The organism is Alloalcanivorax marinus (assembly GCF_016906305.1).
GTDB lineage: Bacteria > Pseudomonadota > Gammaproteobacteria > Pseudomonadales > Alcanivoracaceae > Alloalcanivorax > Alloalcanivorax marinus.
The window spans coordinates 13,847-40,078 of sequence record NZ_JADDOL010000022.1; the positions used below are offsets into that span (position 1 = coordinate 13,847).

At 66.7% G+C, this 26,232-nt stretch carries 27 protein-coding genes; 8 read left to right on the forward strand and 19 right to left on the reverse strand.

Annotation, left to right across the window (positions count from 1 at the left end; genetic code table 11):
- Window positions 1–21 precede the first annotated feature (21 nt).
- Together speD and IM760_RS15705 are read right to left on the reverse strand one after the other, a co-directional pair.
- Complete coding sequence (gene speD, locus IM760_RS15700; RefSeq protein WP_138772952.1) at window positions 22–825, reverse strand: adenosylmethionine decarboxylase; 804 nt, start codon at window positions 823–825, stop codon at window positions 22–24.
- A gap of 30 nt (window positions 826–855) precedes the next feature.
- Complete coding sequence (locus IM760_RS15705) at window positions 856–1,278, reverse strand: OsmC family protein (RefSeq protein WP_204431166.1); 423 nt, start codon at window positions 1,276–1,278, stop codon at window positions 856–858.
- A gap of 259 nt (window positions 1,279–1,537) precedes the next feature.
- Between IM760_RS15705 and crp the strand changes: the two genes are divergently transcribed.
- On the forward strand, window positions 1,538–2,167 hold the full coding sequence (gene crp / locus IM760_RS15710) for a cAMP-activated global transcriptional regulator CRP (RefSeq protein ID WP_138772954.1): 630 nt from the start codon (window positions 1,538–1,540) through the stop codon (window positions 2,165–2,167).
- 129 nt (window positions 2,168–2,296) lie between these two features.
- Here the strand turns inward: crp and trpC are convergent, their stop codons facing one another.
- Genes trpC through trpE form a run of 4 tightly spaced genes read right to left on the reverse strand, consistent with a single transcriptional unit; the run spans window position 2,297 to window position 6,217 of the window.
- On the reverse strand, window positions 2,297–3,088 hold the full coding sequence (gene trpC, locus IM760_RS15715) for an indole-3-glycerol phosphate synthase TrpC (protein WP_204431167.1): 792 nt from the start codon (window positions 3,086–3,088) through the stop codon (window positions 2,297–2,299).
- 8 nt (window positions 3,089–3,096) lie between these two features.
- Window positions 3,097–4,140, reverse strand: coding sequence for an anthranilate phosphoribosyltransferase (trpD, locus tag IM760_RS15720; RefSeq protein WP_204431168.1), 1,044 nt, complete (start codon window positions 4,138–4,140; stop codon window positions 3,097–3,099).
- Window positions 4,137–4,727 (reverse strand): anthranilate synthase component II, encoded by a 591-nt coding sequence (locus tag IM760_RS15725; protein ID WP_228232319.1) that lies wholly within the window; start codon window positions 4,725–4,727, stop codon window positions 4,137–4,139. Before IM760_RS15725 ends, trpD begins: the two co-directional genes overlap by 4 nt.
- Window positions 4,727–6,217 (reverse strand): anthranilate synthase component I, encoded by a 1,491-nt coding sequence (gene trpE, locus IM760_RS15730; protein WP_204431169.1) that lies wholly within the window; start codon window positions 6,215–6,217, stop codon window positions 4,727–4,729. Before trpE ends, IM760_RS15725 begins: the two co-directional genes overlap by 1 nt.
- A 265-nt stretch (window positions 6,218–6,482) precedes the next feature.
- Here trpE and IM760_RS15735 point away from each other — a divergent pair, with 265 nt between their 5' ends.
- Window positions 6,483–7,031: a pyridoxamine 5'-phosphate oxidase family protein gene (locus tag IM760_RS15735; RefSeq protein ID WP_204431171.1), complete on the forward strand. Its 549-nt coding sequence runs from the start codon at window positions 6,483–6,485 to the stop codon at window positions 7,029–7,031.
- Window positions 7,032–7,051: 20 nt separating this feature from the next.
- On the opposite strand, the gene IM760_RS15740 is transcribed toward IM760_RS15735, so the two are convergent.
- From IM760_RS15740 to cyoA, 7 genes are read right to left on the reverse strand one after another with little or no spacing between them, the layout of a single operon-like run.
- Window positions 7,052–7,609, reverse strand: a complete 558-nt coding sequence (locus IM760_RS15740; RefSeq protein ID WP_204431173.1) for a response regulator transcription factor — start codon at window positions 7,607–7,609, stop codon at window positions 7,052–7,054.
- Entirely contained in the window at window positions 7,609–8,913 is a 1,305-nt protein-coding gene (locus tag IM760_RS15745; RefSeq protein WP_204431176.1) for an ATP-binding protein, read from the reverse strand. Before IM760_RS15745 ends, IM760_RS15740 begins: the two co-directional genes overlap by 1 nt.
- On the reverse strand, window positions 8,891–9,667 hold the full coding sequence (locus IM760_RS15750; protein WP_204431177.1) for an SURF1 family protein: 777 nt from the start codon (window positions 9,665–9,667) through the stop codon (window positions 8,891–8,893). The genes IM760_RS15745 and IM760_RS15750 overlap by 23 nt, the downstream gene beginning before the upstream one ends.
- 4 nt (window positions 9,668–9,671) lie before the next feature.
- A complete protein-coding gene (gene cyoD, locus IM760_RS15755) occupies window positions 9,672–10,049 on the reverse strand; it encodes a cytochrome o ubiquinol oxidase subunit IV (protein WP_204431178.1) in 378 nt (125 codons plus the stop codon).
- A complete protein-coding gene (gene cyoC, locus IM760_RS15760; RefSeq protein WP_204431179.1) occupies window positions 10,046–10,687 on the reverse strand; it encodes a cytochrome o ubiquinol oxidase subunit III in 642 nt (213 codons plus the stop codon). Before cyoC ends, cyoD begins: the two co-directional genes overlap by 4 nt.
- Window positions 10,680–12,680, reverse strand: a complete 2,001-nt coding sequence (cyoB, locus tag IM760_RS15765; RefSeq protein WP_239549905.1) for a cytochrome o ubiquinol oxidase subunit I — start codon at window positions 12,678–12,680, stop codon at window positions 10,680–10,682. The genes cyoC and cyoB overlap by 8 nt, the downstream gene beginning before the upstream one ends.
- Window positions 12,681–12,703: 23 nt before the next feature.
- On the reverse strand, window positions 12,704–13,732 hold the full coding sequence (gene cyoA, locus IM760_RS15770; RefSeq protein WP_204431181.1) for a ubiquinol oxidase subunit II: 1,029 nt from the start codon (window positions 13,730–13,732) through the stop codon (window positions 12,704–12,706).
- Between the two features lie 222 nt (window positions 13,733–13,954).
- Between cyoA and IM760_RS15775 the strand changes: the two genes are divergently transcribed.
- The gene (locus IM760_RS15775; RefSeq protein ID WP_204431183.1) at window positions 13,955–15,268 is read left to right on the forward strand and encodes an MFS transporter; all 1,314 of its coding nucleotides are present in this window, start codon (window positions 13,955–13,957) and stop codon (window positions 15,266–15,268) included.
- Between the two features lie 112 nt (window positions 15,269–15,380).
- Here IM760_RS15775 and IM760_RS15780 read toward each other — a convergent pair whose 3' ends face one another.
- From IM760_RS15780 to IM760_RS15805, 6 genes are all read right to left on the reverse strand, one after another.
- Window positions 15,381–16,493 (reverse strand): NADH:flavin oxidoreductase, encoded by a 1,113-nt coding sequence (locus IM760_RS15780; protein ID WP_204431185.1) that lies wholly within the window; start codon window positions 16,491–16,493, stop codon window positions 15,381–15,383.
- 54 nt (window positions 16,494–16,547) lie between these two features.
- Window positions 16,548–17,138: an NlpC/P60 family protein gene (locus IM760_RS15785; protein WP_228232310.1), complete on the reverse strand. Its 591-nt coding sequence runs from the start codon at window positions 17,136–17,138 to the stop codon at window positions 16,548–16,550.
- Window positions 17,139–17,201: 63 nt separating this feature from the next.
- Window positions 17,202–17,864 (reverse strand): DUF4396 domain-containing protein, encoded by a 663-nt coding sequence (locus IM760_RS15790; protein WP_204431187.1) that lies wholly within the window; start codon window positions 17,862–17,864, stop codon window positions 17,202–17,204.
- A gap of 116 nt (window positions 17,865–17,980) precedes the next feature.
- Window positions 17,981–18,649 carry a ribulose-phosphate 3-epimerase gene (gene rpe / locus IM760_RS15795; RefSeq protein WP_204431189.1) on the reverse strand — a complete coding sequence of 223 codons (669 nt, stop codon included), beginning with the start codon at window positions 18,647–18,649 and terminating at the stop codon, window positions 17,981–17,983.
- Window positions 18,650–18,670: 21 nt separating this feature from the next.
- On the reverse strand, window positions 18,671–19,336 hold the full coding sequence (murU, locus tag IM760_RS15800) for an N-acetylmuramate alpha-1-phosphate uridylyltransferase MurU (protein ID WP_204431238.1): 666 nt from the start codon (window positions 19,334–19,336) through the stop codon (window positions 18,671–18,673).
- A gap of 17 nt (window positions 19,337–19,353) precedes the next feature.
- Entirely contained in the window at window positions 19,354–20,343 is a 990-nt protein-coding gene (locus IM760_RS15805; RefSeq protein ID WP_204431192.1) for an aminoglycoside phosphotransferase family protein, read from the reverse strand.
- A 145-nt stretch (window positions 20,344–20,488) separates the two neighbouring features.
- Between IM760_RS15805 and IM760_RS15810 the strand changes: the two genes are divergently transcribed.
- From IM760_RS15810 to apaG, 5 genes are read left to right on the forward strand one after another with little or no spacing between them, the layout of a single operon-like run.
- A complete protein-coding gene (locus tag IM760_RS15810; RefSeq protein WP_204431200.1) occupies window positions 20,489–22,759 on the forward strand; it encodes an LPS-assembly protein LptD in 2,271 nt (756 codons plus the stop codon).
- Window positions 22,752–24,044, forward strand: a complete 1,293-nt coding sequence (locus IM760_RS15815; RefSeq protein WP_204431201.1) for a peptidylprolyl isomerase — start codon at window positions 22,752–22,754, stop codon at window positions 24,042–24,044. The genes IM760_RS15810 and IM760_RS15815 overlap by 8 nt, the downstream gene beginning before the upstream one ends.
- Complete coding sequence (gene pdxA / locus IM760_RS15820; RefSeq protein ID WP_204431202.1) at window positions 24,041–25,033, forward strand: 4-hydroxythreonine-4-phosphate dehydrogenase PdxA; 993 nt, start codon at window positions 24,041–24,043, stop codon at window positions 25,031–25,033. The genes IM760_RS15815 and pdxA overlap by 4 nt, the downstream gene beginning before the upstream one ends.
- The gene (gene rsmA, locus IM760_RS15825) at window positions 25,030–25,836 is read left to right on the forward strand and encodes a 16S rRNA (adenine(1518)-N(6)/adenine(1519)-N(6))-dimethyltransferase RsmA (RefSeq protein ID WP_204431203.1); all 807 of its coding nucleotides are present in this window, start codon (window positions 25,030–25,032) and stop codon (window positions 25,834–25,836) included. The genes pdxA and rsmA overlap by 4 nt, the downstream gene beginning before the upstream one ends.
- On the forward strand, window positions 25,833–26,222 hold the full coding sequence (gene apaG, locus IM760_RS15830; protein ID WP_239549906.1) for a Co2+/Mg2+ efflux protein ApaG: 390 nt from the start codon (window positions 25,833–25,835) through the stop codon (window positions 26,220–26,222). The genes rsmA and apaG overlap by 4 nt, the downstream gene beginning before the upstream one ends.
- The last annotated feature ends 10 nt before the right edge of the window (window positions 26,223–26,232 follow it).

A 26,232-nucleotide genomic window follows, 5' to 3' on the forward strand; every position in this document is an offset into this window, starting at 1 on the left:
ACGGCTTGAAGCTTGCGACGACTACATGTTGCGGCTGTAGAAGATCTCCAGCATCTCGGTGCGCAGACGCTCCTTGATGTTGGCCAGGGCGGCCTCGTCGAATTCGTCGCTGCCGGCGCCGAACAGATAGTTCTCGATGTCGAATTCCTTGAGCAGCATCTTGGTGTGGAAGATGTTCTCCTGGTACACGTTCACGTCGATCATCTGATAGGCGTTCTGCGTGCTTTCGGTCAGGAAGTTCTGGATCGAGTTGATGTCGTGGTCGATGTAGTGCTTGGTGCCGTCCACGTCACGGGTCATGCCGCGCACCCGGTAATCGATGGTGACGATGTCCGAATCGAAGCTGTGGATCAGGTAATTGAGCGCGCGTAGCGGTGAAATCACGCCGCAGGTGGACACGTCCACGTCCACCCGGAAGGTGGAGATGCCGTTGTCCGGGTGGGATTCCGGATAGGTGTGCACCGTCACGTGGCTCTTGTTCAGGTGCGCCACCACCGAATCCGGCAGCGGCCCCGGCGCTTCCTCGTCCCAGTCCTCGTCGGTGGGCGGCGACTCATGCTCGGCGATCAGCATGGTCACGCTGGCGCCCTGGGGATCGTAATCCTGGCGGGCGATGTTGAGGATGTTGGCGCCGATGATGCGCGTCACATTGGTGAGAATCTCGGTGAGCCGTTCCGCGTTGTACAGTTCATCGATGTACTCGATGTACTCCTTGCGGTGCTGCTCGGTCTTCGCATAGGCGATATCGAAGATATTGAAACTCAGGGATTTGGTCAGGTTGTTGAAACCATGAACCGTAATCTTGGGATTGGGATCTTTCACCACTGCGTTTCCCCGTTGACCGTTGCTGCCGCGTTAGCGGGACTCGATGGTATAGCTGTGGGTTACCTCGACACCCCCACGGCTGAGCATGATGGCCGCGGAACAGTACTTCTCCGCGGACAAGGACACCGCCCGCTTGACGTGCGCTTCCTTGAGGTTATTGCCGGAGACCACGAAGTGCAGGTGAATTTTGGTAAAAACGGCGGGAATCTCGTCCTCGGCGCGTTCCGCGCTGAGTTCACAGCGGCAGGTGCTCACGTCCTGTCGGGCCTTGCCGAGAATGTGCACCACGTCGAAGCTGGAGCAACCGCCCAGGCCCATCAGCACGGTTTCCATGGGGCGCGCGCCCCGATTCTGGCCACCGTGGTCCGGAGGCCCGTCCATCACGATGGTGTGCCCGCTACCGGATTCCGCCTGGAAGCAGACATCGCCCTGCCATTCGACCACCGCCTTCATCCGCTCTCTCCTGCTCAAAGCGTCCCGGAATGGCCGCGCAGACTACCACAGAGCGGCGTTTCGCCATAGTCCGGCCGCCCGCGGGCGCGGCTTTGAGGGCGGTCGGGAGGGGAGACAGGAAGATACAGAGTGTGCACCACATCCCTTGGCAGCCACGTGAAAAAAGGGCAAACTCCTTTAGCTTGAATTGCTACGACTTTTTTCCGGCTTCCGGCCCTTAACCCTGAAAGCCATCAAGCAGTGCCAAAGCAGAGTTCCCATGAGCGACGGAAATAAGATAATCCCCAATCTGGATCGGTTTCTGGCCAATTGCCACCGCCGTAAATACCCGGCCAAAAGCACCATTATTTACGCCGGCGACGAATCGGACGCCTTATATTACATCCTCAAGGGTTCCGTCACCGTCATGATCGAGGACGACGACGGCCGCGAAATGATCATGGCCTACCTGAACGCCGGCGATTTCTTCGGTGAGATGGGCCTGTTCGAGGCCGAGCCGTCCCGCTCCGCCTGGGTCAAGGCGAAAACCGAGTGCGAGGTGGCCGAGGTCAGCTACGCCAAGTTCCGCCAGCTGACCCGGGAAGACGCCGACATTCTGTTCGCGGTGTCCGCCCAGATCGCCGGCCGCCTGCGCGCCACCACCCGCAAGGTGGGCGACCTGGCGTTCCTGGACGTGACCGGCCGGGTCGCCGGCACCCTGCTGGACCTGTGCAAGCAGCCCGACGCCATGACCCACCCGGACGGCATGCAGATCAAGGTCACCCGCCAGGAAATCGGCCGTATCGTCGGCTGTTCCCGGGAAATGGTGGGCCGGGTCCTCAAGAACCTGGAAGAACAGGGCCTGGTGTCGGTGAAGGGCAAGACCATGGTGGTCTACGGCACCCGCTGACGACGCCCCGCCCCGGCGTTCCACGAAAAAGCCCGCTAACGCGGGCTTTTTTCGTTACCGGGGCCGCCACAAGCTACAAGCTACAAGCAAGAGACCGCCTGCTTGAAGCTTGTGGCTGGCAGCTTGTCGCTAGAAAAACAACGCCTTGAGAGCGGCGCCCGGGTCGTCCGCCTTCATGAAGGCCTCACCGACCAGGAAACCGTTGATGCCGCTGTCGCGCATCAGCCGCACGTCCTCACGGCTGTGGATGCCGCTCTCGGTGATCACCAGATGGTCGCCGGGGACCTGCTCGGCCAGGGTCAGCGTCGTGTCCAGGCTGGTCTCGAAGGTTTTCAGGTTCCGGTTATTGATGCCCACCAGCTCGATGTTCAGCTTCATGGCGCGCTCCAGCTCCTCGCCGGAATGCACCTCCACCAGCACATCGCAGCCGGCCCGCTGGGCGGCGTGGTAAAGCTCGTCGAGCTGGGCATCGGACAGCGCCGCCACGATCAGCAGCACGGCGTCGGCGCCCATGGCGCGGCTCTGGAAGATCTGCCAGGGGTCGATCATGAAGTCCTTGCGCAGCACCGGCAGGGTCACGGCGTTGCGGGCGGCGCGCAGGTAGTCCTCGTGGCCCTGGAAGAATTCCTCGTCGGTGAGCACCGACAGGGCGCTGGCGCCGGCGGCCTGGTAGCGGCGGGCGATGTCCACCGGGTCGAAATCCTCGCGGATCACGCCCTTGCTGGGCGAGGCCTTCTTCACCTCGGCGATCACCGCCGGCCGCTTCTCGGCGACGCTGCGGTAGAGGGCCGCCGCGAAGCCCCGGGCCTTGCCCTGGTTCTCGGCCATGGCCTCGAAATCACCGATCGTATAGTGCTGCTGGCCGGCGTGGATCTCCGCCCGCTTGCGTTCAATGATCCGATCCAGAATCGTCTCGCTCATGGTGGGCTCTACACCTCCTCTTTGAGGGCCACTGAGAATTGCGCCAGTTCGCGCATGCGTTCCGCCGCCTCGCCATTGTGGACCAGATCCTCCGCCATCCGAACCCCCTCCTCCAGGGTGCGGGTGACGCCGGCCACGTAGATGGCGGCGCCGGCATTGAGCGTGATCATGTCGGCGGCCTTGCCGGCGTGGCGCCCCTTGCGCTTGCCGAAGGCATCGCGAATCAGCGCCAGGGAGGCCTGCGGGTCGGTCACGTCCAGGCCCACCAGGGAATCGGACTCCAGGCCCACGTCTTCCGGGGTCAGCGTGTATTCGTTGACGGTGCCGTCCTTGTACTCGGCCACATGGGTGCGGCCGGCCAGGCTGATCTCGTCCAGGCCGTCCAGGCCGTGCACCACCATCACGTGCTCGGCGCCCAGGCGCCCCATCACCTCGGCCATGGGCCGGCAAAGCTTGTCGGAGAACACCCCCACCACCAGGCGCTGCACGCCGGCCGGGTTAGTCATCGGCCCGAGGATGTTGAACAGGGTACGCATGCCCAGCTCCTTGCGCGGGCCGATGGCGTACTTCATGGCGCCATGATGGGCCGGCGCGAACATGAAGCCCACGCCCACGCCGTCCACGCAACGGGCGATCTCCGTCGGGCTCAGATCGAGACGGATGCCCGCCGCTTCCAGCAGGTCCGAGGAGCCGCTTTTCGAGCTCACCGAGCGGTTGCCGTGCTTGGCCACCCGACAACCGGCGGCGGCGGCCACGAAGGCGCTGGCGGTGGACACGTTGAACAGGTTGGCGCCGTCGCCGCCGGTGCCGACGATGTCCACCAGATGGCGGCGGTTGTCCACCACCACCGGGGTGACCAGTTCGCGCATCACCATGGCGGCGCCGGTGATCTCATCCAGGGATTCGCTCTTCATGCGCAGGGCCACCAGAAAACCGCCGATCTGGGCGTCGGTGGCGCCGCCGGTCATGATCTCGCGCATCACGTCCTGCATCTGGTCGGTGGTCAGATCGATATGGTCCACCACCGTGGCCAGGGCTTCCTTGATGTTCATGCGCGCTCCCCCTTGAGAAAGTTGTTCAGCAGGTCATGGCCGTGCTCGGTAAGAATCGACTCCGGATGGTACTGGACCCCCTCCAGGGGCAGTTCCTTGTGACGCATGCCCATGATCTCGTCCATGTCACCGTTGTCGTCCAGGGTCCAGGCGGTGATCTCGAAACAGTCCGGCAGGCTGGCCTTGTCCACCACCAGGGAATGGTAACGGGTGGCCACATAGGGGCTGGGCAGGCCCCGGAACACGCCCTGGCCGGTGTGATACACCGGCGAGGTCTTGCCGTGCATCACGGTGCGGGCGCGCACCACCCGGGCACCGAACGCCTGCCCCAGGGCCTGGTGGCCCAGGCAGACGCCGAGAATCGGCAGCTTGCCGGCGAAATGGCGGATGGCGTCCACGGAGATGCCTGCCTCGTTGGGGGTGCACGGGCCCGGTGAGATCATCAGCCGGTCGGCGTTGAGCGCTTCCATGCCGGCCAGATCGATCCGGTCATTGCGGTGAACCAGCACTTCCGCCCCCAGCTCCTGGAGATACTGCACCAGGTTGTAGGTAAAACTGTCGTAGTTGTCGATCATCAGCACGCGCATCATTTGCCCTCCCCGTTCAGATCGAGCCCGCCCAGGGCCATGTTCACGGCGCGGAACACGGCGCGTGCCTTGTTCATGGTTTCCTTCCACTCCAGGTCCGGCACCGAATCGGCGACGATGCCGCCGCCGGCCTGCACGTAGAGCCGGCCGTCCTTGACCACCGCGGTGCGGATGGCGATGGCCATGTCCATGTCGTCGTTGAAGCCGATGTAGCCCACCGCGCCGCCGTAGACGCCGCGCTTGGTGGGTTCCAGCTCGTCGATGATCTCCATGGCGCGGATCTTGGGCGCGCCGCTGAGGGTGCCCGCCGGGAAGGTGGCGGCCAGCACCTCCAGGGGCCCGAGGCCTTCGCGCAGGGTGCCTTCCACGTTGGAGACGATGTGCATCACGTGGGAGTAGCGCTCGATTTCCATATGGCCGGTGACACGCACCTGGCCCGGCTTCGCCACCCGGCCCACGTCGTTGCGGCCCAGATCGATCAGCATCAGATGCTCGGCGATCTCCTTGGGATCGGCCAGCAGCTCTTCTTCCAGTTCCTTGTCGCGTTCCGGCGTGGCGCCGCGCTTGCGGGTGCCGGCGATCGGCCGCACCGTGACCTGGTCGTCCTCCACCCGGGTGAGGATCTCCGGCGAGGAGCCGGCGATGTGGAAGTCCTCCAGATCCAGATAGAACATATAAGGCGACGGATTCAGGTAGCGCAGCGCCCGGTACAGGTCCATGGCCGGCGCCGGAAATTCGCAGCTCATGCGCTGGGCCGGCACCACCTGCATCACGTCACCGGCGAGGATGTACTCGCGGATCGTTTCCACCGCCGCCGCGTGCCGGTCGCGGGGAAACTCGGAAACGAAGTCGTTCTCGTCCACCGGCTCGCCGTAGACCTGATGCTCCGGCTCCGGCAGGGGCGCGCGCAGCCGCCGTTCCAGTTCGTCCAGGCGCGCGTCGGCACGGGCCTCGGCGCCGGCCTCGGCCGGGTCCACGTGCACCACCAGAAACAGGCTGCCACGCAGGTTATCGAACACCACCACTTCCTCGGAGCGCATCAGCAGGATGTCCGGCACGCCGAGCACGTCTTCCCCCGGGGCCGGGCCCAGACGGGGCTCGAAATAGCGCACGCTGTCGTAACCGAAATAGCCCACCAGGCCGCCGTTGAAGCGCGGCAGGCCGGGAATATCCGGGGCGCGGTACTGCCGGCGGTAGTCCTCGATCCAGGCAATCGGGTCCTCGCACTGCAATTCCCGGCGTCCGCTCTCGCCGTCGACAATGATATGCTGGCCGGTGATGCGCACCACTTCCCGGGCCGGCAGCCCGATCATGGAGTAGCGCCCCCAACGTTCGCCGCCCTGCACCGACTCGAACAGGTAGCTGTAAGGGCCGGCGGCCAGTTTGCGATAGGCGGACAGCGGCGTGTCCAGATCCGCCAGGACTTCGCGCACCACCGGTACGCGGGTAAAGCCCTGACGGGCGGCATCGTCGAGATTGCGTGGTGACATGGTGGTCCCCGGTTCTTATTCAGGTGTCGGATTGTAGCGAAAACAAAGGGGCGCCGTTACCGGCGGACGCGCCTCAGCGGCACGCGGGGGCGAGCTTCACCATCGCCAGCGGGCGGGGCCGCGGGAGGCGGAAAACAGCAGCGGATTGTGCGGGCGCGACAGCATCACCACGAATCCTCGGGGACGTTCAAGCGAATGAATGGCCGGATTCTAGCCCGCGAGCACCGCAAAAGCCAACGATCAGCCAAGGAGGGAGACCCACCCCATGAGCGTACCTCAACCCTGGACCGCCTGGTTCGACGCCACCCGCGCCGGCGCGCCCCATTGTTTCGCCCAACTCGCCACCGTGGGCCCGGACGGCGCCCGCTGCCGCACCCTGGCGCTGCGCGAGCGGCACGGCGCCGAGCTGTGGTTCACCACCGACCAGCGCAGCGAGAAAGTGATCGAGCTGCAGCGCCAGGCGCCACCGCAAGGCCACCCCCACGCGGAGGCCTGCTGGTACGACCTGACCAGCCGCACCCAATGGCGCTTTCGCGGGCCGGTACGGTTTCTGTTGCCGGACACTCACCCGGAGGACTGCCAGCGGCTCTGGGCGAAACTGGACAGCGCGGACCGCGCCCGTTTTCACGGCCCGCCGCCGGGCAGCCTGCACCAGACCGGACTGCCGCAACCGGGGGACCACATCGCCGAGGATTTTTCCATCCTGGTGCTGCGCGCGGAACACGTGAAGGTGCTGGAACTGGCGGACCTGCCGCATCGGCATTGGTATTACCCCGGGGAGGGGCGCGCCGCGCCGACGCGGTTGATGCCTTAGGGGCAGCGGCCACAAAGCCGCTATTTAACCTGCCGCTTCCCCAATTTGCGGGCAAGAGTGCGGCGATGCATCCCCAAGCGGCGGGCGGTTTCGGAGATATTGAAGCCGGTTTCCGCCAGGGTCTGGTGGATGCGTTCCCATTCCAGGGTCTTGATCGAGGTGGGGCGGCCTTCCACCGCCACCTCGGTGCTGCCGTCGGCGCGCTCGAAGGCGGCTTCGATGTCGTCGGTGTTGGAGGGTTTGGCCAGGTAATGGCAGGCGCCCAGCTTGATCGCCTCCACCGCCGTGGCGATGCTGGCGTAGCCGGTGAGCACCACGATCAGCATGTCCGGGTCGTGGTCGTGGAGCGCCTGCACGCAGGTCAGGCCGGAGGCATCGCCCTTGAGCTTCAGGTCCACCACCGCGTAGCCGGGGCGGTACTCGGCCAGGGTCTCCGGGAGCCCGTCCATGCCCTCCACGCTGCGCACCTGGTAGCCGCGCCGCTCGAAGGAACGGCCGAGGGTGCGCGCCAGAGCGGCGTCGTCCTCGACGATCAGCAGGCGCCGGACGTCGTCCGGCGTTTCGGTGTCGGCGTTCATCAGGGGTCTCCTTGCTGCGCGTCTTCCAGCATCAACGAATCCAGCGGCAGCGACAACGTGACCTCGGCGCCACCCTGGGGCCGGTTGCGGGCTTCCAGCCCGCCGCCCAGGGTACGCGCCACATTGACCACCAGAAACAGGCCCAGACCGCTGCCCGCCCGCCCCTTGGTGGACTGATAGGGTCGCCCGAGCCGCGACAACATGGCGTCGCTGAAGCCCGGGCCATCGTCGCTCACCGTCAGCACCAGTTCCTCCTCGCGGCGGCGCGCGGTGAGCACCACCCGGCGCCGCGAGGCCTCCAGGGCGTTGTCGAGCATGTTGTGCAGGCTCTGCTTGATGGCCGAGTCGGAGGCGATGTCCACGTCCTCGCCGAACTCGTTGTAGTAGGCGAAGTCCTCCACCGGCCGGGTGCGGCGCCATTCGTCGACGATGTCGTCCAGGAAGGCGTGTACCGTGGTCTCCGCCGAGGATTCACCGCGGGCCTCGCCGGCGGACAGCAGAATGCCGCTGACGATGGACTTGCAGCGCTGCACCTGGGCCTGCATTTCGGCGATCTCCTGATCCAGATCCGGGTCGCCCTTGAACACCGGCATATGGCGCCAGTCGCCCAGAATCACCGCCAGGGTGGACAGCGGCGTGCCCAGCTCGTGGGCGGCCCCGGAGGCCAGCAGCCCCATGCGCACGATGTGCTCTTCCTCGGCGGCGCGCTGGCGCAGGGCGGCCAGCCGCTCGTCCCGCTCCCGCCGGTTACGGGTGATGCGGCTGATAAAAATCACCAGCAGCACGGCGTTGAGCACGAAGCAGATCAGCATGCCCTGGATATAGAGGCTGAACGGACCCCGCTCGTAGTCCGGCGGCAGGGTCAGCGGGCGGCCGGCGAACTCCAGCCACACGAACCCCACGGCGGTGACCAGCACGATCAGCCAGGTGGACCAGGCTTCCAGCAGCACCGCCGCCAGCACCACCTGCAACAGGTAGAGGAAGATAAAGGGATTGGTGGCGCCGCCGCTCAGGCACAGCTGCAGGGTGAAGGTGACCACGTCCACCAGCAGGGCCAGGAACAGCTCACCGTTGCTGACCTCGCGGCGCACCCACTTCAGGCGCAACATGCTGAGACCGTTGAACGCCACCAGGCCGGCGAGTACCGCCAGCATGTAGTGCACCGGCAGCGCCACATGGAACACCAGATCGGCCACCAGAATGGTACCGATCTGGCCGAGCACGGCGATCCAGCGGAGCTGGATCAGTTGCTGCATGTTCTTGCGGCCGGTGGCGTCGAGCTCAGTGGGTACCGGTGCGGTCATGGTGTTTGTCTCCCCGGGGCGCGGGCCGGAATTCGTGACGCGCCACGAACAGCGCGCCGGCGGCCACCATCAGGGCGAGCATATACCAGGTGACGGCGTAGACCAGGTGATTGTTGTGAAACTCGACCACCGTGAGCCCCGGCACCGGTCCGGCGGCGGGCGCCGCCTCCGGGTCGCCGGTGACGTCCACGAAATACGGCGCCACCGTGTCCAGCCCGCGGGCCGCGGCGATGGCGTCCAGGTCCCGGGAATACCAGCGATCCGCCTGGGGGTCGTTGTCGCGCAAGAAGCCGCCGCCGGGCTGGCTCAGGCGCAGCAGGCCGGTCACCGACACCGGCCCGTCCGGACGCGCGTAATCGGCGTCGCGGCCGGCCACGAACCCCCGGTTGATCAGCACCACGCTGCCGTCGTCGCGGGCCAGCGGGGTCATCACCCAGTAGCCGCCGCCCAGCCGGGTGGTGGCCTGCACCAGGGTGTCGCGGTCGTGCAGATAATGGCCTTGCAGACGCACCGGGCGGTATTCGTCCCGGTCTTCATTGAGCGACGCCCAGTCCGCCGGGCGGGGGGCGGACAGCGGGTCGGCGTGGACCCGCTCATCGACGCGCTGGATCAGGTCCAGCTTCCAGGCTCGTCGCTCCACCTGCCAGTGGCCCAGGGCCAGGAAGCCCAGAAAGGCGCCCAGCGCCAGCAGCCCCCACAGCAGGCGGGCGATCTGGCGGCGGGCGCTCACCGGCGCGGCGGCCGAGCGGGACATGCGCTTACAGGTACTCCTTCATCAACCCGGGCATCATGTTCACGTTCAGGTGGTACATCACCCACAGTGAACCGGCCAGGGCGATGAACACGATCACCGCCGTGAAGATCAGGGCCAGCATGTTCCAGCCACCCTCGGAGTGAAAGTTCATGTGCAGGAAGTAGATCATGTGCACCACGATCTGCACCGCGGCGAAGCCCAGGATCACCAGCGCGGTCATGCCGGAATCCTGGATCACTCCGGCCATCACCAGCCAGAACGGGATGGCGGTGAGGATCACCGACAGCACGAAGCCGGTCATGTAGCCCTTGAAGGTGCTGTGCGGCGCGTCGTCGTGATGATCGTGGCCGTGCGGATCGTGAGCGTGATCGGACTGGCTCATGGCAGCACTCCCATCAGATAAACGAAGGTGAAGACGCCGATCCAGACCACGTCCAGGAAGTGCCAGAACATGGACAGGCAGAACAGCCGGCGGCGGTTCTCGGCGATCAGGCCGTGTTTCTTCAGCTGGAACAGCAGGGTCACCAGCCACACGATGCCGAACAGCACGTGCAGGCCGTGGGTGCCCACCAGGGCGAAGAACGAGCTCAGGAAGGCGCTGCGGCCGGGGCCCGCGTCCTCGGTGATCAGGTGGTGGAACTCGTACAGTTCCAGGCCCAGGAAGCCGGCGCCGAGCAGGCCGGTGATCGCCAGCCACACCATCACGCCGCCGAGCTTGCCCATCTGCATGCGCAGCATGGCGAAGCCGTAGGTGATCGAGGACAGCAGCAGCAGGGTGGTATTCATCGCCACCAGCGGCAGATCGAACAGTTCCTGGCCGGTGGGGCCGTGGGCGTAGGCACGGCCGAGCACCCCGTAGGTGGCGAACAGACTGGCGAAAATCAGGCAGTCGCTCATCAGGTAGATCCAGAAGCCCAGCAGCGTGCCGGTCTCCGGATGGTGCTCGGTGGTCTCGTGGAATTGCAGGCGCTGCCCGTCTTCCGCGCTACCGGCCAGGGTGTCGTGGGTGATCTCAGACATGGTTCGCAAGCATCCGTGTACGTTCCGCCTCGATCCCGGCCACTTCGTCGGCGGGGATGTGATAGTCGCGGTCATAGTTGAAGGTATGGCCGATGGCCACCGCCAGCAGGGCGAAGAAGCTCACGCCGGCCAGCAGCCACATGTGCCAGATCAACGCGAAGCCCAGTACCGTGCTGATGCCCGCCAGAATGATGCCGGCGCCGGTGTTCTTGGGCATGTGGATCGGCAGGAAGCCACTGGTCGGCCGCTGGTAGCCGTGCTCCTTCATCTGCCACCAGGCGTCCAGATCGTGCACCCGGGGCGTGAACGCGAAGTTGTAGTACGGCGGCGGCGAGGAGGTGGACCACTCCAGGGTGCGGCCGTGCCACGGATCGCCGGTGTCGTCGCGCAGCTCGTCGCGGCGGCGGTAGCTGACGTACAGCTGGATCAGGAAGCTGGCGATGCCGATGGCGATCAGGATCGCGCCGAAGGCGGCGATCACGAACCAGATCTGCAGGGACGGATCGTCGAACTTGTTCATGCGGCGGGTCACGCCCATCAGGCCCAGCACGTACAGCGGCATGAAGGCGAAATAGAAGCCGATGGTCCAGAACCAGAACGACATCTTGCCCCAGAACGGATCCAGCTTGTAACCGAACGCCTTCGGGTACCAGTAGGTGATGCCGGCGAACAGGCCGAACAGCACGCCACCGATGATCACGTTATGGAAATGCGCCACCAGGAACAGGCTGTTGTGCAGCACGAAGTCCGCCGGCGGCACCGCCAGCAGCACACCGGTCATGCCACCGATCACGAAGGTGATGATGAAGCCCACGGTCCACAGCATCGGCACGTCGAACTCGATGCGGCCGCGGTACATGGTGAACAGCCAGTTGAACACCTTGGCCCCGGTGGGGATCGAGATGATCATGGTGGTGATGCCGAAGAACGAGTTCACCGTCGGCCCGGAGCCCATGGTGAAGAAGTGGTGCAGCCACACCAGGTACGACAGCACCGTGATCACCACCGTGGCGTAGACCATGGACGCGTAGCCGAACAGGCGCTTGCGCGAGAAGGTGGACACCACTTCGGAGAAGATACCGAACGCCGGCAGAATCAGGATGTACACCTCCGGGTGACCCCAGATCCAGATCAGGTTGATGTACATCATCACGTTGCCACCCAGATCGGTGGTGAAGAACGCGAAGTCGGCGTAGCGGTCCAGCGCCAGCAGCGCCAGCACCGCGGTCAGTACCGGGAAGGCGGCGACGATCAGCACGTTGGTGCACAGCGCGGTCCAGGTGAACACCGGCATGCGCATCAGGGACATGCCCGGGGCCCGCATCTTGACGATGGTGACCAGCAGGTTGACCCCCGATAGCAGTGTCCCCACCCCGGCGATCTGTAGCGCCCATATGTAGTAGTCCACCCCCACCCCGGGACTCTTTATGATCCCCGATAGCGGTGGATAGGCCAGCCAGCCGGTCTTGGCGAACTCGCCGATGAACAGCGACACCATCACCAGCACGGCGCCGGCGGTGGTCATCCAGAAGCTGAAGTTGTTGAGGAACGGGAAGGCCACGTCGCGGGCGCCGATCTGCAGCGGCACCACATAGTTCATGACGCCGGTGATCAGCGGCATGGCGACGAAGAAGATCATGATCACGCCGTGGGCGGTGAAGATCTGGTCGTAGTGTTCCGGCGGCAGATAGCCCTCCGAACCGCCGAACGCCCAGGCCTGCTGGATGCGCATCATGATGGCGTCGGCGAAGCCGCGCAGCAGCATCACCAGACCCAGCACCATGTACATGATGCCGATCTTCTTGTGATCGATGCTGGTGAACCACTCATGCCAGAGGTAACCCCAGGCCTTCTTGTAGGTAATGAAACCCAGCACCGCGGTGCCGCCGATGGCGACCATGATGAAGGTGCCGATCAGGATGGGATCGTGTAACGGGATCGACTCCCAGGAGAGGCGACCGAAGATCAGCTTTGTCAGGTCCAATTCAGACATCTCTTATCCGACGCTGGCAGCGTTTACTGATTGAGGGACCGACGGTCGCTGTCGTCGGCCATGGTCAGGTCCAGAAGTTCGCGAAGCTCGTCGTCCTCGCGGCGCGCCTTGCGATCGCGGGGATCGCCGGCGATGCACATGGGCATGCCCAGTTCCGTGAAGGCCATCATCTCGTCCATGCACACATCGCCCTCGTTCAGACACCGGTTGAGGATGTCGTGATAGAGGTTGTCGTCGGCGCTGGCGTAGTAGGTCACCGGATGGTTCTCGCTGGGTTGCTCCAGCTCCCGGTATTCCACGCGGCTGAGCGCCTCGTCGCTGCTTTTGACCTTGGCCACCCAGGCGTCGAAATCGGCGTCGCTGAGGCCGTGGAACTTGAAGCGCATTTGCGAGAAGCCGGCGCCGCTGTAGTTGGCGGAGAAGCCGTCGTAGACACCGGGCTCGTTGATCACCGCGTGCAGCTTGGTCTCCATGCCGGCCATGGAATAGATCTGACCGGCCAGGGCCGGGATGAAGAACGAGTTCATCACCCGGTCGGAGGTGATCTTGAAGCGGATCGGACGATCCACCGGCGCCGCCAGTTCATTGACCGTGGCGATGCCCTGCTCGGGGTAGAAGAACAGCCATTTCCAGTCCAGGGACACCACCTCGATGACCAGCGGCTCCACGCCCTCGGGCAGCGGGCGACCGGCGTCGATGCGCTCCAGCGGCCGGTAGGGGTCCAGCTTGTGGGTGCTCACCCAGGTCATGGCGCCCAGAGCGATGATGATCAGCAGGGGCGCGCCCCAGATCACCAGCTCCAGCACCGTGGAGTGATCCCAATCGGGCTTGTAGGTGGCATCGTTGCCGGCCCGGTAGCGAATCGCGAACACCAGCGTCAGGATGATCACCGGCACGATCACCAGCAGCATCAGGAAGGTGGACCAGAGAATCAGGTCGCGCTGCTGGGCGGCGATATCACCGGACGGCGACATCAGCACCATATCGCAACCGCTCAGCAGAACGGCGGCGGCGACGAGAGGGACGAAACGAAAAAAGTTGTGTAGTCGCATTACCGGATCAAACAGAGGTGGCCCAGGGTGCGGCGCACTGTACCCGCCGGGGCGGGTGGCGGGAATTGGACATTTTGTCCCATGGCGAAGGCCCGCGCTTCCGGGCATCCTTCGCCCACGCGATAGTACGGCGCACCGGTTAAAGGAGTGGATTTCCTTCGCCGCCCGGCCCAGCATACTCTTATTGGATTCAAACAGACCAGTACGCAGCGAGACCCGAGCATGTCCAGAGCCTACGAGTCCGACCTCCCGACCACCTACAACCGGCCGCCGGCCGACCGCACCAAGGTGGCGCCCGGCGAAATCGCCGTCGGCGTGGTGGTGGGACGCACCTCAGAATATTTCGACTTCTTCGTGTACGGCATCGCCTCGGTGCTGGTGTTTCCGTCGGTGTTCTTCCCGTTCGCCAGCCAGCTGGAAGGCCTGCTGTACGCCTTCACGATCTTCTCCTTCGCGTTCATCGCCCGGCCGTTCGGCACCGCCCTGTTCATGATGATCCAGCGCCGCTGGGACCGCAGCGTCAAACTGACCGCCTCGCTGTTCCTGCTCGGCACCGCCACGGCGGGCATCGCCTTCCTGCCCGGCTACGAGACCCTGGGCGGTTTCTCGATTCTGCTGCTGGCGCTGTTCCGGATACTGCAAGGGATTGCACTGGGCGGCTCCTGGGACGGGCTGCCCTCGCTGCTGGCGCTGAACGCGCCGCGGGAACGGCGCAGCTGGTACGCCATGCTGGGCCAGCTGGGCGCGCCCATCGGGTTCCTGGTGGCCAGCGCCCTGTTCCTGTTCCTGTTCACCAGCCTGTCCAACGCGGACTTCCAGGGCTGGGGCTGGCGCTACCCGTTCTTCGTGGCCTTCGCCATCAACGTGGTGGCGCTGTTCGCCCGGCTGCGGCTGGTGGTGACCCATGAGTACACCGCCGCCCTGGAAGAGCGCGAACTGGAGCCCCTGGGCACCCGGGAAATGCTGCGCAAACAGGGCTACAACATCTTTATCGGCTCGTTCGCCGCCCTGGCCAGCTACGCGCTGTTCCACATGGTGACGATCTTCCCGCTGTCCTGGATCTATCTGGGCGACACCCAGGCCATCGGCAATGTGCTGGCGGTCCAGATCGTCGGCGCCATCATCGGCATGGGCGGCACGGTGTTCTCCGGCTGGATCGCCGACCGCATCGGCAAGCGCACCACGGTGGCCACCCTGGCGGTACTGATCGGGGTATTCAGCCTGTTCACGCCGATGCTGATGAACGGCTCCGCGCTGCAGCAGGACCTGTTCATCCTGATCGGCTTCGCCCTGCTGGGGGTGTCCTACGGCCAGGCGTCCGGCACCGTGACCGCCAACTTCGAGCGCCGCTTCCGCTACACCGGCGCCGCGCTCACCTCCGACTTCGCCTGGCTGTTCGGCGCCGCCTTCGCGCCGCTGGTGGCCCTGGGCCTGTCGGCGAACTTCGGGCTCGCCTACGTCAGCGTTTATCTGCTGTCCGGGGTGATCTGCACCCTGCTGGCCCTGCGCATCAACAAGCGGCTGGAAAACGATTAAGCGGCCTGCGGCCGCGATACAGGATACAGGCTGAAGGATACAGGGGCAGGCACAGCTGCCCGCCCCTTCATCCTGTATCCTGTCCCCTGTATCGAACGCCGCGATAGCGGCGTTAGCTCAACGACCCCAGCGCCGCCTTGGTGAAGGGCTCGATCTCGTCACCCTGCCCTTCCCGCATTTTCACCAGCCAGTTCGGATCCTGCAGCAGGGCCCGGCCCACGGCGATCAGGTCGAATTCGTCGGCCGCCATGCGCTTCACCAGCTCCTCGATGCCCTTCGGGTTGGCGGTGCCGCCGATGCCCTGGTTGTTGGCGCCGATGAAATCGTCGTCCAGCCCCACGCTGCCCACGGAGATCGCCGGCTTGCCGGTGAGCTTTTTGGTCCAGCCCGCCAGGTTCAGATCCGAACCCTCGAACTCCGGCACCCAGAAACGGCGGGTGGAGGCATGGAAGATGTCCACGCCGGCGTCCACGAACAGCGCCAGAAAACGCTCCAGCTCCTCCGGGTCGTGGGCCAGGCGCGCCTCGTAGTCCTGCTGCTTCCACTGGGAATAGCGCAGCACGATGGCGAAGTCCTCACCCACCGCCTCACGCACCGCCCGGACCACTTCCACGCCGAACCGGGCGCGGTTCTCCAGGGAGCCACCGTAGCGGTCGTCGCGCTGGTTAGTGCCTTCCCAGAAAAACTGGTCCAGCAGGTAGCCGTGGGCGCCGTGGATTTCCACCCCGTCGAAGCCCAGCGCCTTGGCGTCCCGGGCGCCGTCGGCGAACGCGCGGATCACGTCGTCGATGTCCTGCTGGTCCATGGCCTTGCCATTGGGCTTGCCGGGCTTGAACAGGCCGGACGGCGAGTAGGCGGGGGCGTCCTTGTCCGGGCCCACGCCGGGCCGGCGGGTGCCGCCCACGTGCCAGAGCTGGGGAATGATGGCGCCGCCGGCGCCGTGCACTTCTTCCACCACCCGCTTCCAGCCGGCCAGGGCGGCCTCGCCGTGGAAGGCGGGCACCGCGTCGTGGCCCGGCGCGCCCGGGTGATTGATGGTGGTACCTTCGGTGATCAGCAGGCCCACCTGCCCTTCCGCGCGGCGGCGGTAGTAGCCGGCCACGTTCTCGCCGGGCACCTGGCCGGGCGAGAAGTTGCGGGTCATCGGGGCCATGGCCACGCGGTTGCGCAGTTTCAGGGATTTGCATTCAAACGGACGAAACAGGGGCGCGAGATCGGCGCTCATTCAGACTCTCCCGGTCAATCAAACGGTGATGACTCACAAAAACAGTGACGTAATCTACCGTGATTCGTCCGAAAGCGACACCGCCGAGGGCCGTTCGTCCAGATCCAGGCGGCGCGCCTTCCAGTAATGACGCCGCCAATAGACGTTATTCAGGGAAGAGGTCATCACGCCCCGGCTGGTGGAGGCGTGCAGGAAGCGGTCGCCGCCCATGTAGATGCCCACATGGCGCTGGCGGAAGCCGGTCTTGAAGAACACCAGATCGCCGGCGCGCAGTTCGTCGCGACCCACCCGGCGGCCCTGCCGGGCCAGCTCGTCGGTGGTGCGCGGCACCTGGATGCCCAGCCGCGACTGGAAGGTGACCTGCACGAAGGCGGAGCAGTCGATGCCCTGGCGGTCGTTGCCACCCAGCCGGTAGGGCACGCCGCGCCACTGTTCCGCCTGGGCGCGCAGCAGCGGCGAGATCGGCGCCAGGTCGGCGGCGGGCACATCATCGCGCAACAGCGGCGGCGGCTCGGCACCGGCGCCGCGCTCTTCCACCCGCGGGCCCTCGCCCATGGGGCGGGTGGCACAGCCCGCCGCCACGGCGGCCAGCGCCAGCAGGATCAGAACGGTTCGCCAGGAGCGGGGGTACGACACACCGGGCACGGCGTCTCCCTGGGATTTCCGGAATTCGGTTTCACGGACTATACCGTTCAGTCCGGGCCCGCCTCAATGGCCGCCGTGGCCGTGCTCCATCATGTGCTTGGGGTCGTGCATGCCCTGTTTCACACCGAAGCGGATCAGCAGCACATTGACCGGGTAGGCCACCAGCAGACCGGCGCTCAGGGAGATCACCAGAGCGCCCCAGAAATGCGGCTCCCCGAGCCGGGCGCCGCCGCCCAGCCAGGTATTGACGCCCAGGGCGGACGCCTCCATGGCGGTGATGCTGAGCGTTTCCGCCACCACCGAGTCCTTGAGGGCCGCGGCGAACGCCTCGCCGCTTTGCACCAGGGGGCCCAGGGTAAAGGCGAAACCGATCAGGTAGGCCAGGGCGAAGGTCACCAGATTCACCGGCCAGCCGCTCAGCGCCAGTACCCCGACCATGAACAGCACGCCGATGATTTCCCCCAGCCCGCAGCCGGAATAGCAGTGCGCCACCGACCGGAAGCTGCGCCGCCACAGGGAATCCCGGCGGATCTGGCCGCGCCCGGAGTAGTAGTAGACCCACAGCCCCAGCGGCCCGGAATAGAGCACCGTGAGCACCCAGGCGACCTTCATCATGCCGCCCAGAAACCGGTTGTTGCGGTATAGATCGCGGGCCGTCCAGGCGGCGCAGGCCAGGGCCACCAGGGCCCACACCGCCAGCACCGGCCAGCTCAGTCCTTCAAGCACGGTTCGCCTCCTTGCCAAAACTCCCGGTCATTGCAACGGGGAGGGCGCCGGCGCGGCAAGGCGGGGCCGGTAATCTTTACGGTGTTTGACGATGTGCGGCGCCGGAAAACGCCGGATCAGGCCAGTTGCGCGCGCATGGCGTCGATCACCGCCCGGTAGTCGTCCTTGCCGAAGATGGCCGAGCCGGCCACGAAGGTATCGGCGCCGGCGGCGGCCACCTCGCCGATGTTCTTCTCGGAAACACCGCCGTCCACTTCCAGGCGGATATCGCGGCCGCTGTCGTCGATCAGGCGGCGTACCCGCTCGATCTTCCTGAGGGTGCCGGGAATGAATTTCTGACCGCCGAAGCCCGGGTTCACGCTCATCAGCAGGATCATGTCCAGCTTGTCGAGCACGTAGTCCAGGCAGTCCGGCGAGGTGGCGGGATTGAGCACCAGGCCGGCCTGGCAACCGGCGTCGCGGATCAGCTGCAGGGAACGGTCCACGTGGCGGGAGGCTTCCGGGTGGAAGGTGATCATGGAGGCGCCGGCGTCGGCGAACATACCGATCAGGTCATCCACCGGGCTGACCATCAGATGCACGTCGATGGGCGCGGTGATGCCGTGCTTGCGCAGGGCCTGGCAGACCATGGGGCCGATGGTCAGGTTGGGCACGTAGTGATTGTCCATCACGTCGAAATGGATCACGTCGGCGCCGGCGGCAAGCACCGCCTCGCACTCCTCGCCCAGGCGCGCGAAATCGGCGGCGAGAATGGAGGGGGCGATCCAGGGGGTTTGCTTGGCCATGAAAAATCCTCGGTGCGTGACTCAGCGGCGGCGGTGGGCCAGAAAGCGGTCCAGTTCGGCGAGGCGCTCGGGGGTGCCGATGTCCCACCAGTGCCCGGCATGGTGCTCGCCGGTGGCGCGGTCGGCGGCGATGGCGGCGCGCAGCAGCGGCGCCAGCGGCCGTTCGCCGTCATCCAGATCGCGGAACAGGGCCGGATGCAGCCGCGCGATGCCGGCGTAGGTAAGCCGGGGCGCGGCATTATCGCCCAGCCGGCCGTGCTCTGTTAAATGGAAATCCCCGTCCGGGTGGTGGGCCGGGTTGTCCACCAGCACCAGATGGGCGCGGTCGTCCCCCGCCAGCTCGCCGAGACGGCGGAAATCGTAGTCGGTCCAGATGTCGCCGTTGACCAGAATAAAGGGCGCCTCGCCCAGCAGCGGCAGTGCCCGGCGAATGCCGCCGGCGGTTTCCAGCGGCGTGCCCTCGTGGGACCAGTGCAGGCGCACGCCCAGCTCGGAGCCGTCACCCAGCCGCGCCGGCAGCTGCTCGCCCAGCCAGCCGGTGTTGATCACGATATCGCGGACCCCGGCGTCGCGCAGGGCCTCGATGGGGTACTGGATCAACGGCCGGCCGCCGGCCTCCAGCAGCGGCTTGGGCGTGCGGTCGGTGAGCGGCCGCATGCGTTTGCCGTAGCCGGCGGCCAGGATCATCGCCGTGGGCGTGCCGCTCACGGGCAGCCCCACTGGTCCAGCAGCCGCCCCAGGTCGGCCAGTTCCGGCCGCCGGGCGATCACGGTGCGCAGGTAGGCGAAGAAACGCGGCGCGTCCTCCAGGTATTTCGGCTTGCCGTCCCGGTGGCGGATGCGCGCGAAGATGCCGATCACCTTGAGGTGGCGCTGGGCGCCCATCAGGTCGCACCAGCGCAGCCAGTCGTCGAAGGCCGCCGGCACCGGCAGGCCGGCGGCGCCGGCGCGCTCATGGTAAAGCCGCAGCCAGGCCAGCACCTGATCCTCCGGCCAGCTCAGGAAGGCGTCCTTGAACAGGCAGATCGGGTCGTAGCTGAGCGGCCCCAGCACCGCGTCCTGGAAATCGATGACCCCGGGGTTGGGGTCGCTGACCATCAGATTGCGGGGCATGAAGTCGCGGTGCACGAACACCCGGGGCTGGGCCAGGGCGGACTCGATCAGGGTGTCGAACACCGCCTCCAGGCGTTGCCGGTCTTGCTCCGACAGGCTCACACCGCGATGGCGCGCCAGGTACCAGTCCGGGAACAGATCCAGCTCGCGGCGCAGCAGGGGGCGGTCATAGACCGGCAGCCCGCCGGCGTCGGCACGGCTCTGCTGGGCGACCAGGGTGTCCAAGGCGGCGCCGAACCAGGCGTCCGCGTTGCCGTCGTCCAGCGCCGTGAGCCAGGTTTCGGTGCCCATGTCGGTGAGCAGCAGAAAGCCCCGCTCCAGGTCCTGGTGCAGCACCTCGGGCACGTTCACTCCGGCCCGGGCAAGCCGTCCGGCCACGTCGACAAAGGGCCGGCAGTCCTCCTGCTCCGGGGGCGCGTCCATGGCCACCAGGGTGCGGTCGCCGTGGCGGTAACGGAAATAGCGCCGGAAACTGGCATCCGCCGAGGCCGGCTCGCCGGCCACCGGCGCACCCAGCCAGGCGCTCACCCATTGGTCCAGCGCCGCGCGCCGGTGATCCTGATTACCGTTCTCAGGCTGCATTGCCACCTTCAATCCATTACACTGCCGCGATTCGACTGAAACTCCGCACCGCCAACGACAACGCCGGCCCCACCGGCAGGGTACGCGCCATCAAGGACGCGGTCGGGGATTCCGAAACGGCCTTTTTACCTGTTCCGAGCAGCCGATGCCACTGCCCAAACCATCGTTTTTACCCGGCCTGGCACTGATCCTGGCCGGCTTCGCCGGCGCCGACGACGACCTCAACTGGGTCGACCGGGAGTCCATGGAAGCCCTGCCCCCGGTGCTGCAACGGCCGATTCCGGTGTGGTGCAGCGGCATCTATTACAACCCGCGGGTGGGCGTGCCCGCCGAGCGCAGCGACACGGTGATCACCGCCGACCGCACCAGCCTCACCCAGGACGGCCTGATCGAGATGGGCGGCGACGTGCTGATCGAGGAGCCCGGCCGCCGGCTCACCACCCAGTCCGCCCTGCTCGACCAGTCCAGCGGCAAGTTCCAGGTGGACAACGACCTGCGCCTGGAGACCGACCAGTTCACCTTCCTCGCCAACGGCATGAGCGGCCAGACCGACCGCCGCGAGGTGAGCCTGGACGGCGTGCGGTATTCCCTGTTCGGGCCGGGTGCCCGGGGCACCGCCGATTACATCGATCTGGTCGACAACTTCGTCACCATCGAACAGGGCAGCTACACCACCTGCCCGCCGGCTTCCAACGGCTGGCAGCTCAAGGGCCGGCAGATCCGCCTGGACCGCCAGGAAGGCTGGGGCGAGGCCCGCGACGTGACGCTGCGGGTCAAGGGCGTGCCGGTGCTGTGGCTGCCGTGGATCACCTTCCCCATCGACGACCGCCGCAAGACCGGCCTGCTGTTCCCGACCATCGCCACCAGTGACAACGGCGGCCTGGACGTGACCCAGCCGATCTACATCAATCTGCATCCGCAGATGGACGCCACGGTGTCGCCGCGCTACATCGACGGCCGTGGCAGCGGCCTGGAAACCGAGTTCCGTTACCTGAACCGCTTCGGCCTGGGCCAGGTCAGTTACGGGGTGCTGTTCAGCGATCGCCAGTTCAACGACGAGAACCGGGAAGTGGCGTCCTGGCGGCACAGCGGCTCGGTGAACCGCTGGCAGCTCACCGCCGACGTCAATTACGTGTCCGACGACTTCTACTTCAAGGATCTGGACACCGGCCTGGAGGTCAGCTCCCAGACCCACCTGCCCCGTCTCGGCGAGGCCCGCTATTACGGCCGCCGCTGGCAGGCCCTGGCCCGGATTCAGTCCTGGCAGACCATCGACCCGACCCTGCCGGACAACCTGGAACCCTACCGGCGTCTGCCGCAGCTGCAGCTGTCCGGCGACCCGCGACTGTTCGGCCCCCTGCACGGCCTGTGGCTCAGCGACGTGACCGCCTTCGACCGGGCCGACAACGACACCAGCAACAACCCCACCGGCGCCCGGGTGCACATGGCCCCGGGGCTGGCGGTGCGGCTCAAGAAGCCCTGGGGCTACGTGGAACCCCGGGCGCGGCTCTACCACACCCGCTACCAGCTGGACGACGCCGACAACAGCGCCGACCCGACCCTGACCACCTGGGGCGCCAGCCTGGATTCGGGGCTGTTCCTGCAGCGCGACACCAGCCTGTTCGGGCGCGGCTACACCCAGACCCTGGAACCGCGCGTGTTCCTCAACAAGGTGGCCTACGAATACCAGGACCCGCTGCCCAACTTCGACGCCGGCGAGCTGACCTTCTCCTACAACACCCTGTTCCGGGAAAACCGCTTCATCGGCTACGATCGCATCGGCGACGAGGAAAAGATGTCGGTGGGCGTGACCAGCCGCTTCCTGCGCAACGACGACGGCCGCGAGCAGCTGCGTCTGCGCGTGGGCCAGGGCTATTACACCGGCGAGCGCAAGGTGCAGCTGCGCGGCCGGGAGCCCGACGACGCCGACCAGACCCCGATGGTCGCCGACGCGCGCTGGAACTTTGGGCACGATTGGTACCTCTATTCCGAAGGCCAGTGGGACACGCACGCCAATGAGCGGCAGCGCTCGTCCCTGCGCCTGGGCTACACCGACCGGGAGCGCCGCGTCCTCAACCTGGGTTTTCACGACCTGGCCGAGGAGGACATCCAGCAATCGGAAATCGCCGCCATCTGGCCGATCCACCGCAACTGGCGCCTGATCGGCCGCTGGCTGTACGACCTGGAAAACCAGCGCACCCTGGAGACCCTGGCCGGCGCCGAGTGGCGCAACTGCTGCTGGAAGATCCGCCTGGTCAGCCAGCGGGAGCTTGTCGACGACGACGGCAACGGCACCCTGGAAGGCGACTCCACGGTATTAATGCAGATTCAGATGACCGGGCTCGGCGGGTTCGGCGGGCGCGTGGACAGCCTGCTGGAACGCAGCATTCCCGGATACAGGAGTGAATATGAGTAGGATCGGAGCCTGGTTGCTGGGCGCCTTGTTGATGACCCAGGCCGCCCAGGCGGACATGCAGCCCCTGGACCGCATCGTGGCGGTGGTCAACGACGGCGTGATCATGGACAGCGAGCTGGACGCGCGGGTCAACGACATCGCCGCCCAGTTCCGCGCCGACAACCGCCCGCTGCCGCCCCTGGACGTGATGCGCGAGCAGGTGCTCGACCGCATGATCCTGGAGCGGGTGCAGCTGCAGATGGCCGAGCGCGGCGGCATCCGCGTGGACGACGCGGCGCTTAACCAGGCCCTGGAGGGCATCGCCCGGCAGAACAACATGACCCTGCCGCAGTTTTCCGAGCGGCTGCGCGGCGAGGGCTACGACTGGTCCCAGTTCCGCGAGCAGATCCGTAACGAAATGGTGATCTCGCGCCTGCAGCAGCGCAGCGTGGCGTCGCGCATCCGGGTCACCGACCGGGAGGTGGAGCGCTTCCTGCAGTCCGAGACCGGCAAGCGCATGTTCCAGGCGGATTTCCACCTCGGCCATATTCTGGTCAAGGTGCCCGGCGGCGCCACCCCGGAACAGGTGCGCGCGGCCAAGCAGAAGGCCGACGATCTGGTCAGCCGCCTGCGCGGCGGCGCCGATTTCGCGGAAACCGCGGTGGCGGAATCCGACGGCCCGGAAGCCCTGGAAGGCGGCGACCTGGGCTGGCGGGAAGCGGCCCAGTGGCCGAGCCTGTTCGCCGACGCCGCCATTGATATGCAAAAAGGCGACATCAGCGAGCCGCTGCGCTCCGGCGCCGGTTTCCACATTCTCAAGATGATCGACCGCCGTGGCGGCGGCGAGCGCCTGGTCACCCAGTACAAGGTGCGCCACGTGCTGGTGCGCCCGGACACCCTCACCACCGAGGAGCAGGCCCGCCAGGAAATCGACCGGCTGCACGACCAGGTGGCCTCCGGCGAGCTCACCTTCGCCCAGGCCGCCGAGCAGTCCTCCGACGACCCGGGCAGCGCCCGCGCCGGCGGCGAGCTGGGCTGGGTGGCCCCCGGCGAAATGGTGCCGGAGTTCGAGCAGATGATGCAGGAAACGCCCAAGGGGCAACTGTCTCCGACCTTCCAGACCCAGTTCGGCTGGCACTTCCTGCAGGTGGAGGACGTGCGCGAAACCGACATGAGCGACCGCTACCGGGATCTGCAGGCCCGCCAGGCCCTGCAGAAGCGCCGCTTCGACGAAGAGCTGCAAACCTGGCTGCAGGAGCAGCGCGCGGAGGCCTACGTGGACATCCGCCTGAACCCGGATTCATGATCCGCCCCCTGGCCCTGACCAGCGGCGACCCGGCGGGCATCGGCCCGGACCTGGCCCTGACCCTGGCCGCGGAAACGCCCGCCGCGCCGCTGGTGATTTTCGGCGACCGCGCGGTGCTGGCCGACCGCGCCCGGGCCCTGGGCCTGGACCCGGACCTGCCCGACTGGTCGCCGGACCGGCCGGCGCCGGCCGGCGCCGCCCTCTGGCACTGTCCTGCGGGGGCGACGGTCACCGCCGGCCGGCCGGACCCGGCCACCGGCGCCGGCACCCTGGCGATGCTGCGGCGGGCCGCCGATGGCTGCCTGGACGGCACCTTCTCGGCCATGGTCACCGCCCCGGTGGCCAAGAACGTGATCTGCGAGGCCGCCGACCCGGCTTTCACCGGCCACACCGAATTTCTGGCCGAGCGCGCCGGCGTGGACCGGGTGGTGATGATGCTGGCCGCCGGCGACCTGCGGGTGGCCCTGGCCACCACTCATTTGCCCCTGGCCAGGGTGCCGGCGGCGATCACCGACGCCGGCCTGACCCGGGTGCTGACCATTCTGCGCAACGACCTGCGCGCCAAATTCGCCCTGCCGCGGCCGCGCATCCTGGTGCTGGGGCTCAACCCCCACGCCGGCGAAGGCGGCCACCTGGGCCGCGAGGAGCTGGACATCATCATCCCCACCCTGGAACGCCTGCGCGGCGAAGGCTTCGATCTGACCGGCCCGGTGCCGGCGGACACCGCCTTCCAGCCGGCTCTGCTGGAACGCCACGACGCGGTGCTGGCCATGTACCACGACCAGGGCCTGCCGGTGCTCAAGTTCGCCGGGTTTGGCGAGGCGGTGAACCTGACCCTAGGCCTGCCGTTCATCCGCACCTCGGTGGATCACGGCACCGCCTTTGATCTGGCCGGCACCGGTCGCGCCCTGGCCGGCAGCCTGCGCGCCGCCACCCGGCTGGCGGCGGAACTGGCGCGCCGCGCCGCCCCGTCGGAGCCCGTCTCATGAGCACCCCGCACCGCGCCCGCAAGCGCTTCGGTCAGCACTTTCTGCACGACCCGGCCATCATCGAACGGCTGGTGCGCAGCGTCGCCCCCGGCGAGGGCCAGTCGCTGGTGGAAATCGGCCCCGGCCAGGGCGCCCTCACCTACCCGCTGCTGGACGAGGTGAACCATCTGCAGGTGGTGGAGCTGGACCGGGACCTGATCGCCCTGCTGCGTGAACGCATCGCCCCGGAACGGCTCACCATCCACGAGAGCGACGCCCTGCGGTTCGACTTCGCCGCCCTGGCGGACGGCCGCCCGCTGCGGGTGGTGGGCAACCTGCCCTACAACATTTCCACGCCGCTGATCTTCCATCTGCTGGACCAGGCCGGCGCCATCGCCGACATGACCTTCATGCTGCAGAAGGAGGTGGTGGACCGGCTGACCGCCGCCCCCGGCGGCAAGGACTACGGGCGCCTGTCGGTGATGGTGCAGTATCATTGCCAGGCGGATTACCTGTTTTTCGTGCCGCCGGGGGCCTTCCAGCCGCCGCCCAAGGTGGATTCGGCGGTGGTGCGGCTGACGCCCTATGCGACGCCGCCCTGGCCCGCCGACGACCCGGCCTGGCTGGCGCGGCTGGTGGCCCAGGCCTTCAGCCAGCGCCGCAAGGCGATTCGCAACAGCCTGAAACGCCTGATCGACGCCGATCTGTTCGCCGCCACCGGCATCGACCCGGGCCTGCGCCCCGATCACCTGACGGTGGCGGACTACGTGGCCCTGGCCAACGCCAGCGGCGGCGCACCGGAATCACAAGGAGCCAGTTCATGACCGTCGTGGACGAGAACCGCTACCGGATCCAGGTTTCCGTGAAAGTGGAATACCTGCCCGACCAGAGCGACGCGGACAATCAGCGCTGGGTGTTCGCCTATCACGTCACCCTGAAGAACAAAGGGAAACAGACCGCCCGCCTGCTGACCCGCCACTGGGTGATCACCGACGGCGAGGAGCGCACCCGGGAGGTGCACGGCGAGGGCGTGATCGGCGAGCAGCCCAGTATCGCGCCCGGCGGGTTCTACCAGTATTCCAGCGGCGCGGTGCTGGAAACCGAGGTGGGCACCATGCACGGCAGTTACCAGATGCTGGCCGAGGACGGCACCTGTTTCGACGCGGACATCCCGGCGTTCACGCTGGCGGTGCCGCGGGCCCTGCACTGATACACCGGAG

Excerpts from the sequence above, each read along its gene's own strand:
- IM760_RS15775 (WP_204431183.1), top strand. The coding sequence starts at position 13,955 with ATGTCCAGAGCCTACGAGTCCGACCTCCCGACCACCTACAACCGGCCG.
- IM760_RS15780 (WP_204431185.1), bottom strand. The coding sequence starts at position 16,493 with ATGAGCGCCGATCTCGCGCCCCTGTTTCGTCCGTTTGAATGCAAATCC.
- IM760_RS15735 (WP_204431171.1), top strand. The coding sequence starts at position 6,483 with ATGAGCGTACCTCAACCCTGGACCGCCTGGTTCGACGCCACCCGCGCC.
- IM760_RS15745 (WP_204431176.1), bottom strand. The coding sequence starts at position 8,913 with ATGACCGCACCGGTACCCACTGAGCTCGACGCCACCGGCCGCAAGAAC.
- rpe (WP_204431189.1), bottom strand. The coding sequence starts at position 18,649 with ATGGCCAAGCAAACCCCCTGGATCGCCCCCTCCATTCTCGCCGCCGAT.
- trpC (WP_204431167.1), bottom strand. The coding sequence starts at position 3,088 with ATGAGCGAGACGATTCTGGATCGGATCATTGAACGCAAGCGGGCGGAG.
- cyoB (WP_239549905.1), bottom strand. The coding sequence starts at position 12,680 with ATGTCTGAATTGGACCTGACAAAGCTGATCTTCGGTCGCCTCTCCTGG.
- trpE (WP_204431169.1), bottom strand. The coding sequence starts at position 6,217 with ATGTCACCACGCAATCTCGACGATGCCGCCCGTCAGGGCTTTACCCGC.
- crp (WP_138772954.1), top strand. The coding sequence starts at position 1,538 with ATGAGCGACGGAAATAAGATAATCCCCAATCTGGATCGGTTTCTGGCC.
- IM760_RS15725 (WP_228232319.1), bottom strand. The coding sequence starts at position 4,727 with ATGCGCGTGCTGATGATCGACAACTACGACAGTTTTACCTACAACCTG.
- IM760_RS15810 (WP_204431200.1), top strand. The coding sequence starts at position 20,489 with ATGCCACTGCCCAAACCATCGTTTTTACCCGGCCTGGCACTGATCCTG.
- IM760_RS15740 (WP_204431173.1), bottom strand. The coding sequence starts at position 7,609 with ATGAACGCCGACACCGAAACGCCGGACGACGTCCGGCGCCTGCTGATC.
- apaG (WP_239549906.1), top strand. The coding sequence starts at position 25,833 with ATGACCGTCGTGGACGAGAACCGCTACCGGATCCAGGTTTCCGTGAAA.
- murU (WP_204431238.1), bottom strand. The coding sequence starts at position 19,336 with ATGATCCTGGCCGCCGGCTACGGCAAACGCATGCGGCCGCTCACCGAC.
- IM760_RS15705 (WP_204431166.1), bottom strand. The coding sequence starts at position 1,278 with ATGAAGGCGGTGGTCGAATGGCAGGGCGATGTCTGCTTCCAGGCGGAA.
- cyoA (WP_204431181.1), bottom strand. The coding sequence starts at position 13,732 with ATGCGACTACACAACTTTTTTCGTTTCGTCCCTCTCGTCGCCGCCGCC.
- rsmA (WP_204431203.1), top strand. The coding sequence starts at position 25,030 with ATGAGCACCCCGCACCGCGCCCGCAAGCGCTTCGGTCAGCACTTTCTG.
- trpD (WP_204431168.1), bottom strand. The coding sequence starts at position 4,140 with ATGAACATCAAGGAAGCCCTGGCCACGGTGGTGGACCATATCGATCTG.
- pdxA (WP_204431202.1), top strand. The coding sequence starts at position 24,041 with ATGATCCGCCCCCTGGCCCTGACCAGCGGCGACCCGGCGGGCATCGGC.
- IM760_RS15815 (WP_204431201.1), top strand. The coding sequence starts at position 22,752 with ATGAGTAGGATCGGAGCCTGGTTGCTGGGCGCCTTGTTGATGACCCAG.
- cyoD (WP_204431178.1), bottom strand. The coding sequence starts at position 10,049 with ATGAGCCAGTCCGATCACGCTCACGATCCGCACGGCCACGATCATCAC.
- IM760_RS15805 (WP_204431192.1), bottom strand. The coding sequence starts at position 20,343 with ATGCAGCCTGAGAACGGTAATCAGGATCACCGGCGCGCGGCGCTGGAC.
- IM760_RS15750 (WP_204431177.1), bottom strand. The coding sequence starts at position 9,667 with ATGTCCCGCTCGGCCGCCGCGCCGGTGAGCGCCCGCCGCCAGATCGCC.
- cyoC (WP_204431179.1), bottom strand. The coding sequence starts at position 10,687 with ATGTCTGAGATCACCCACGACACCCTGGCCGGTAGCGCGGAAGACGGG.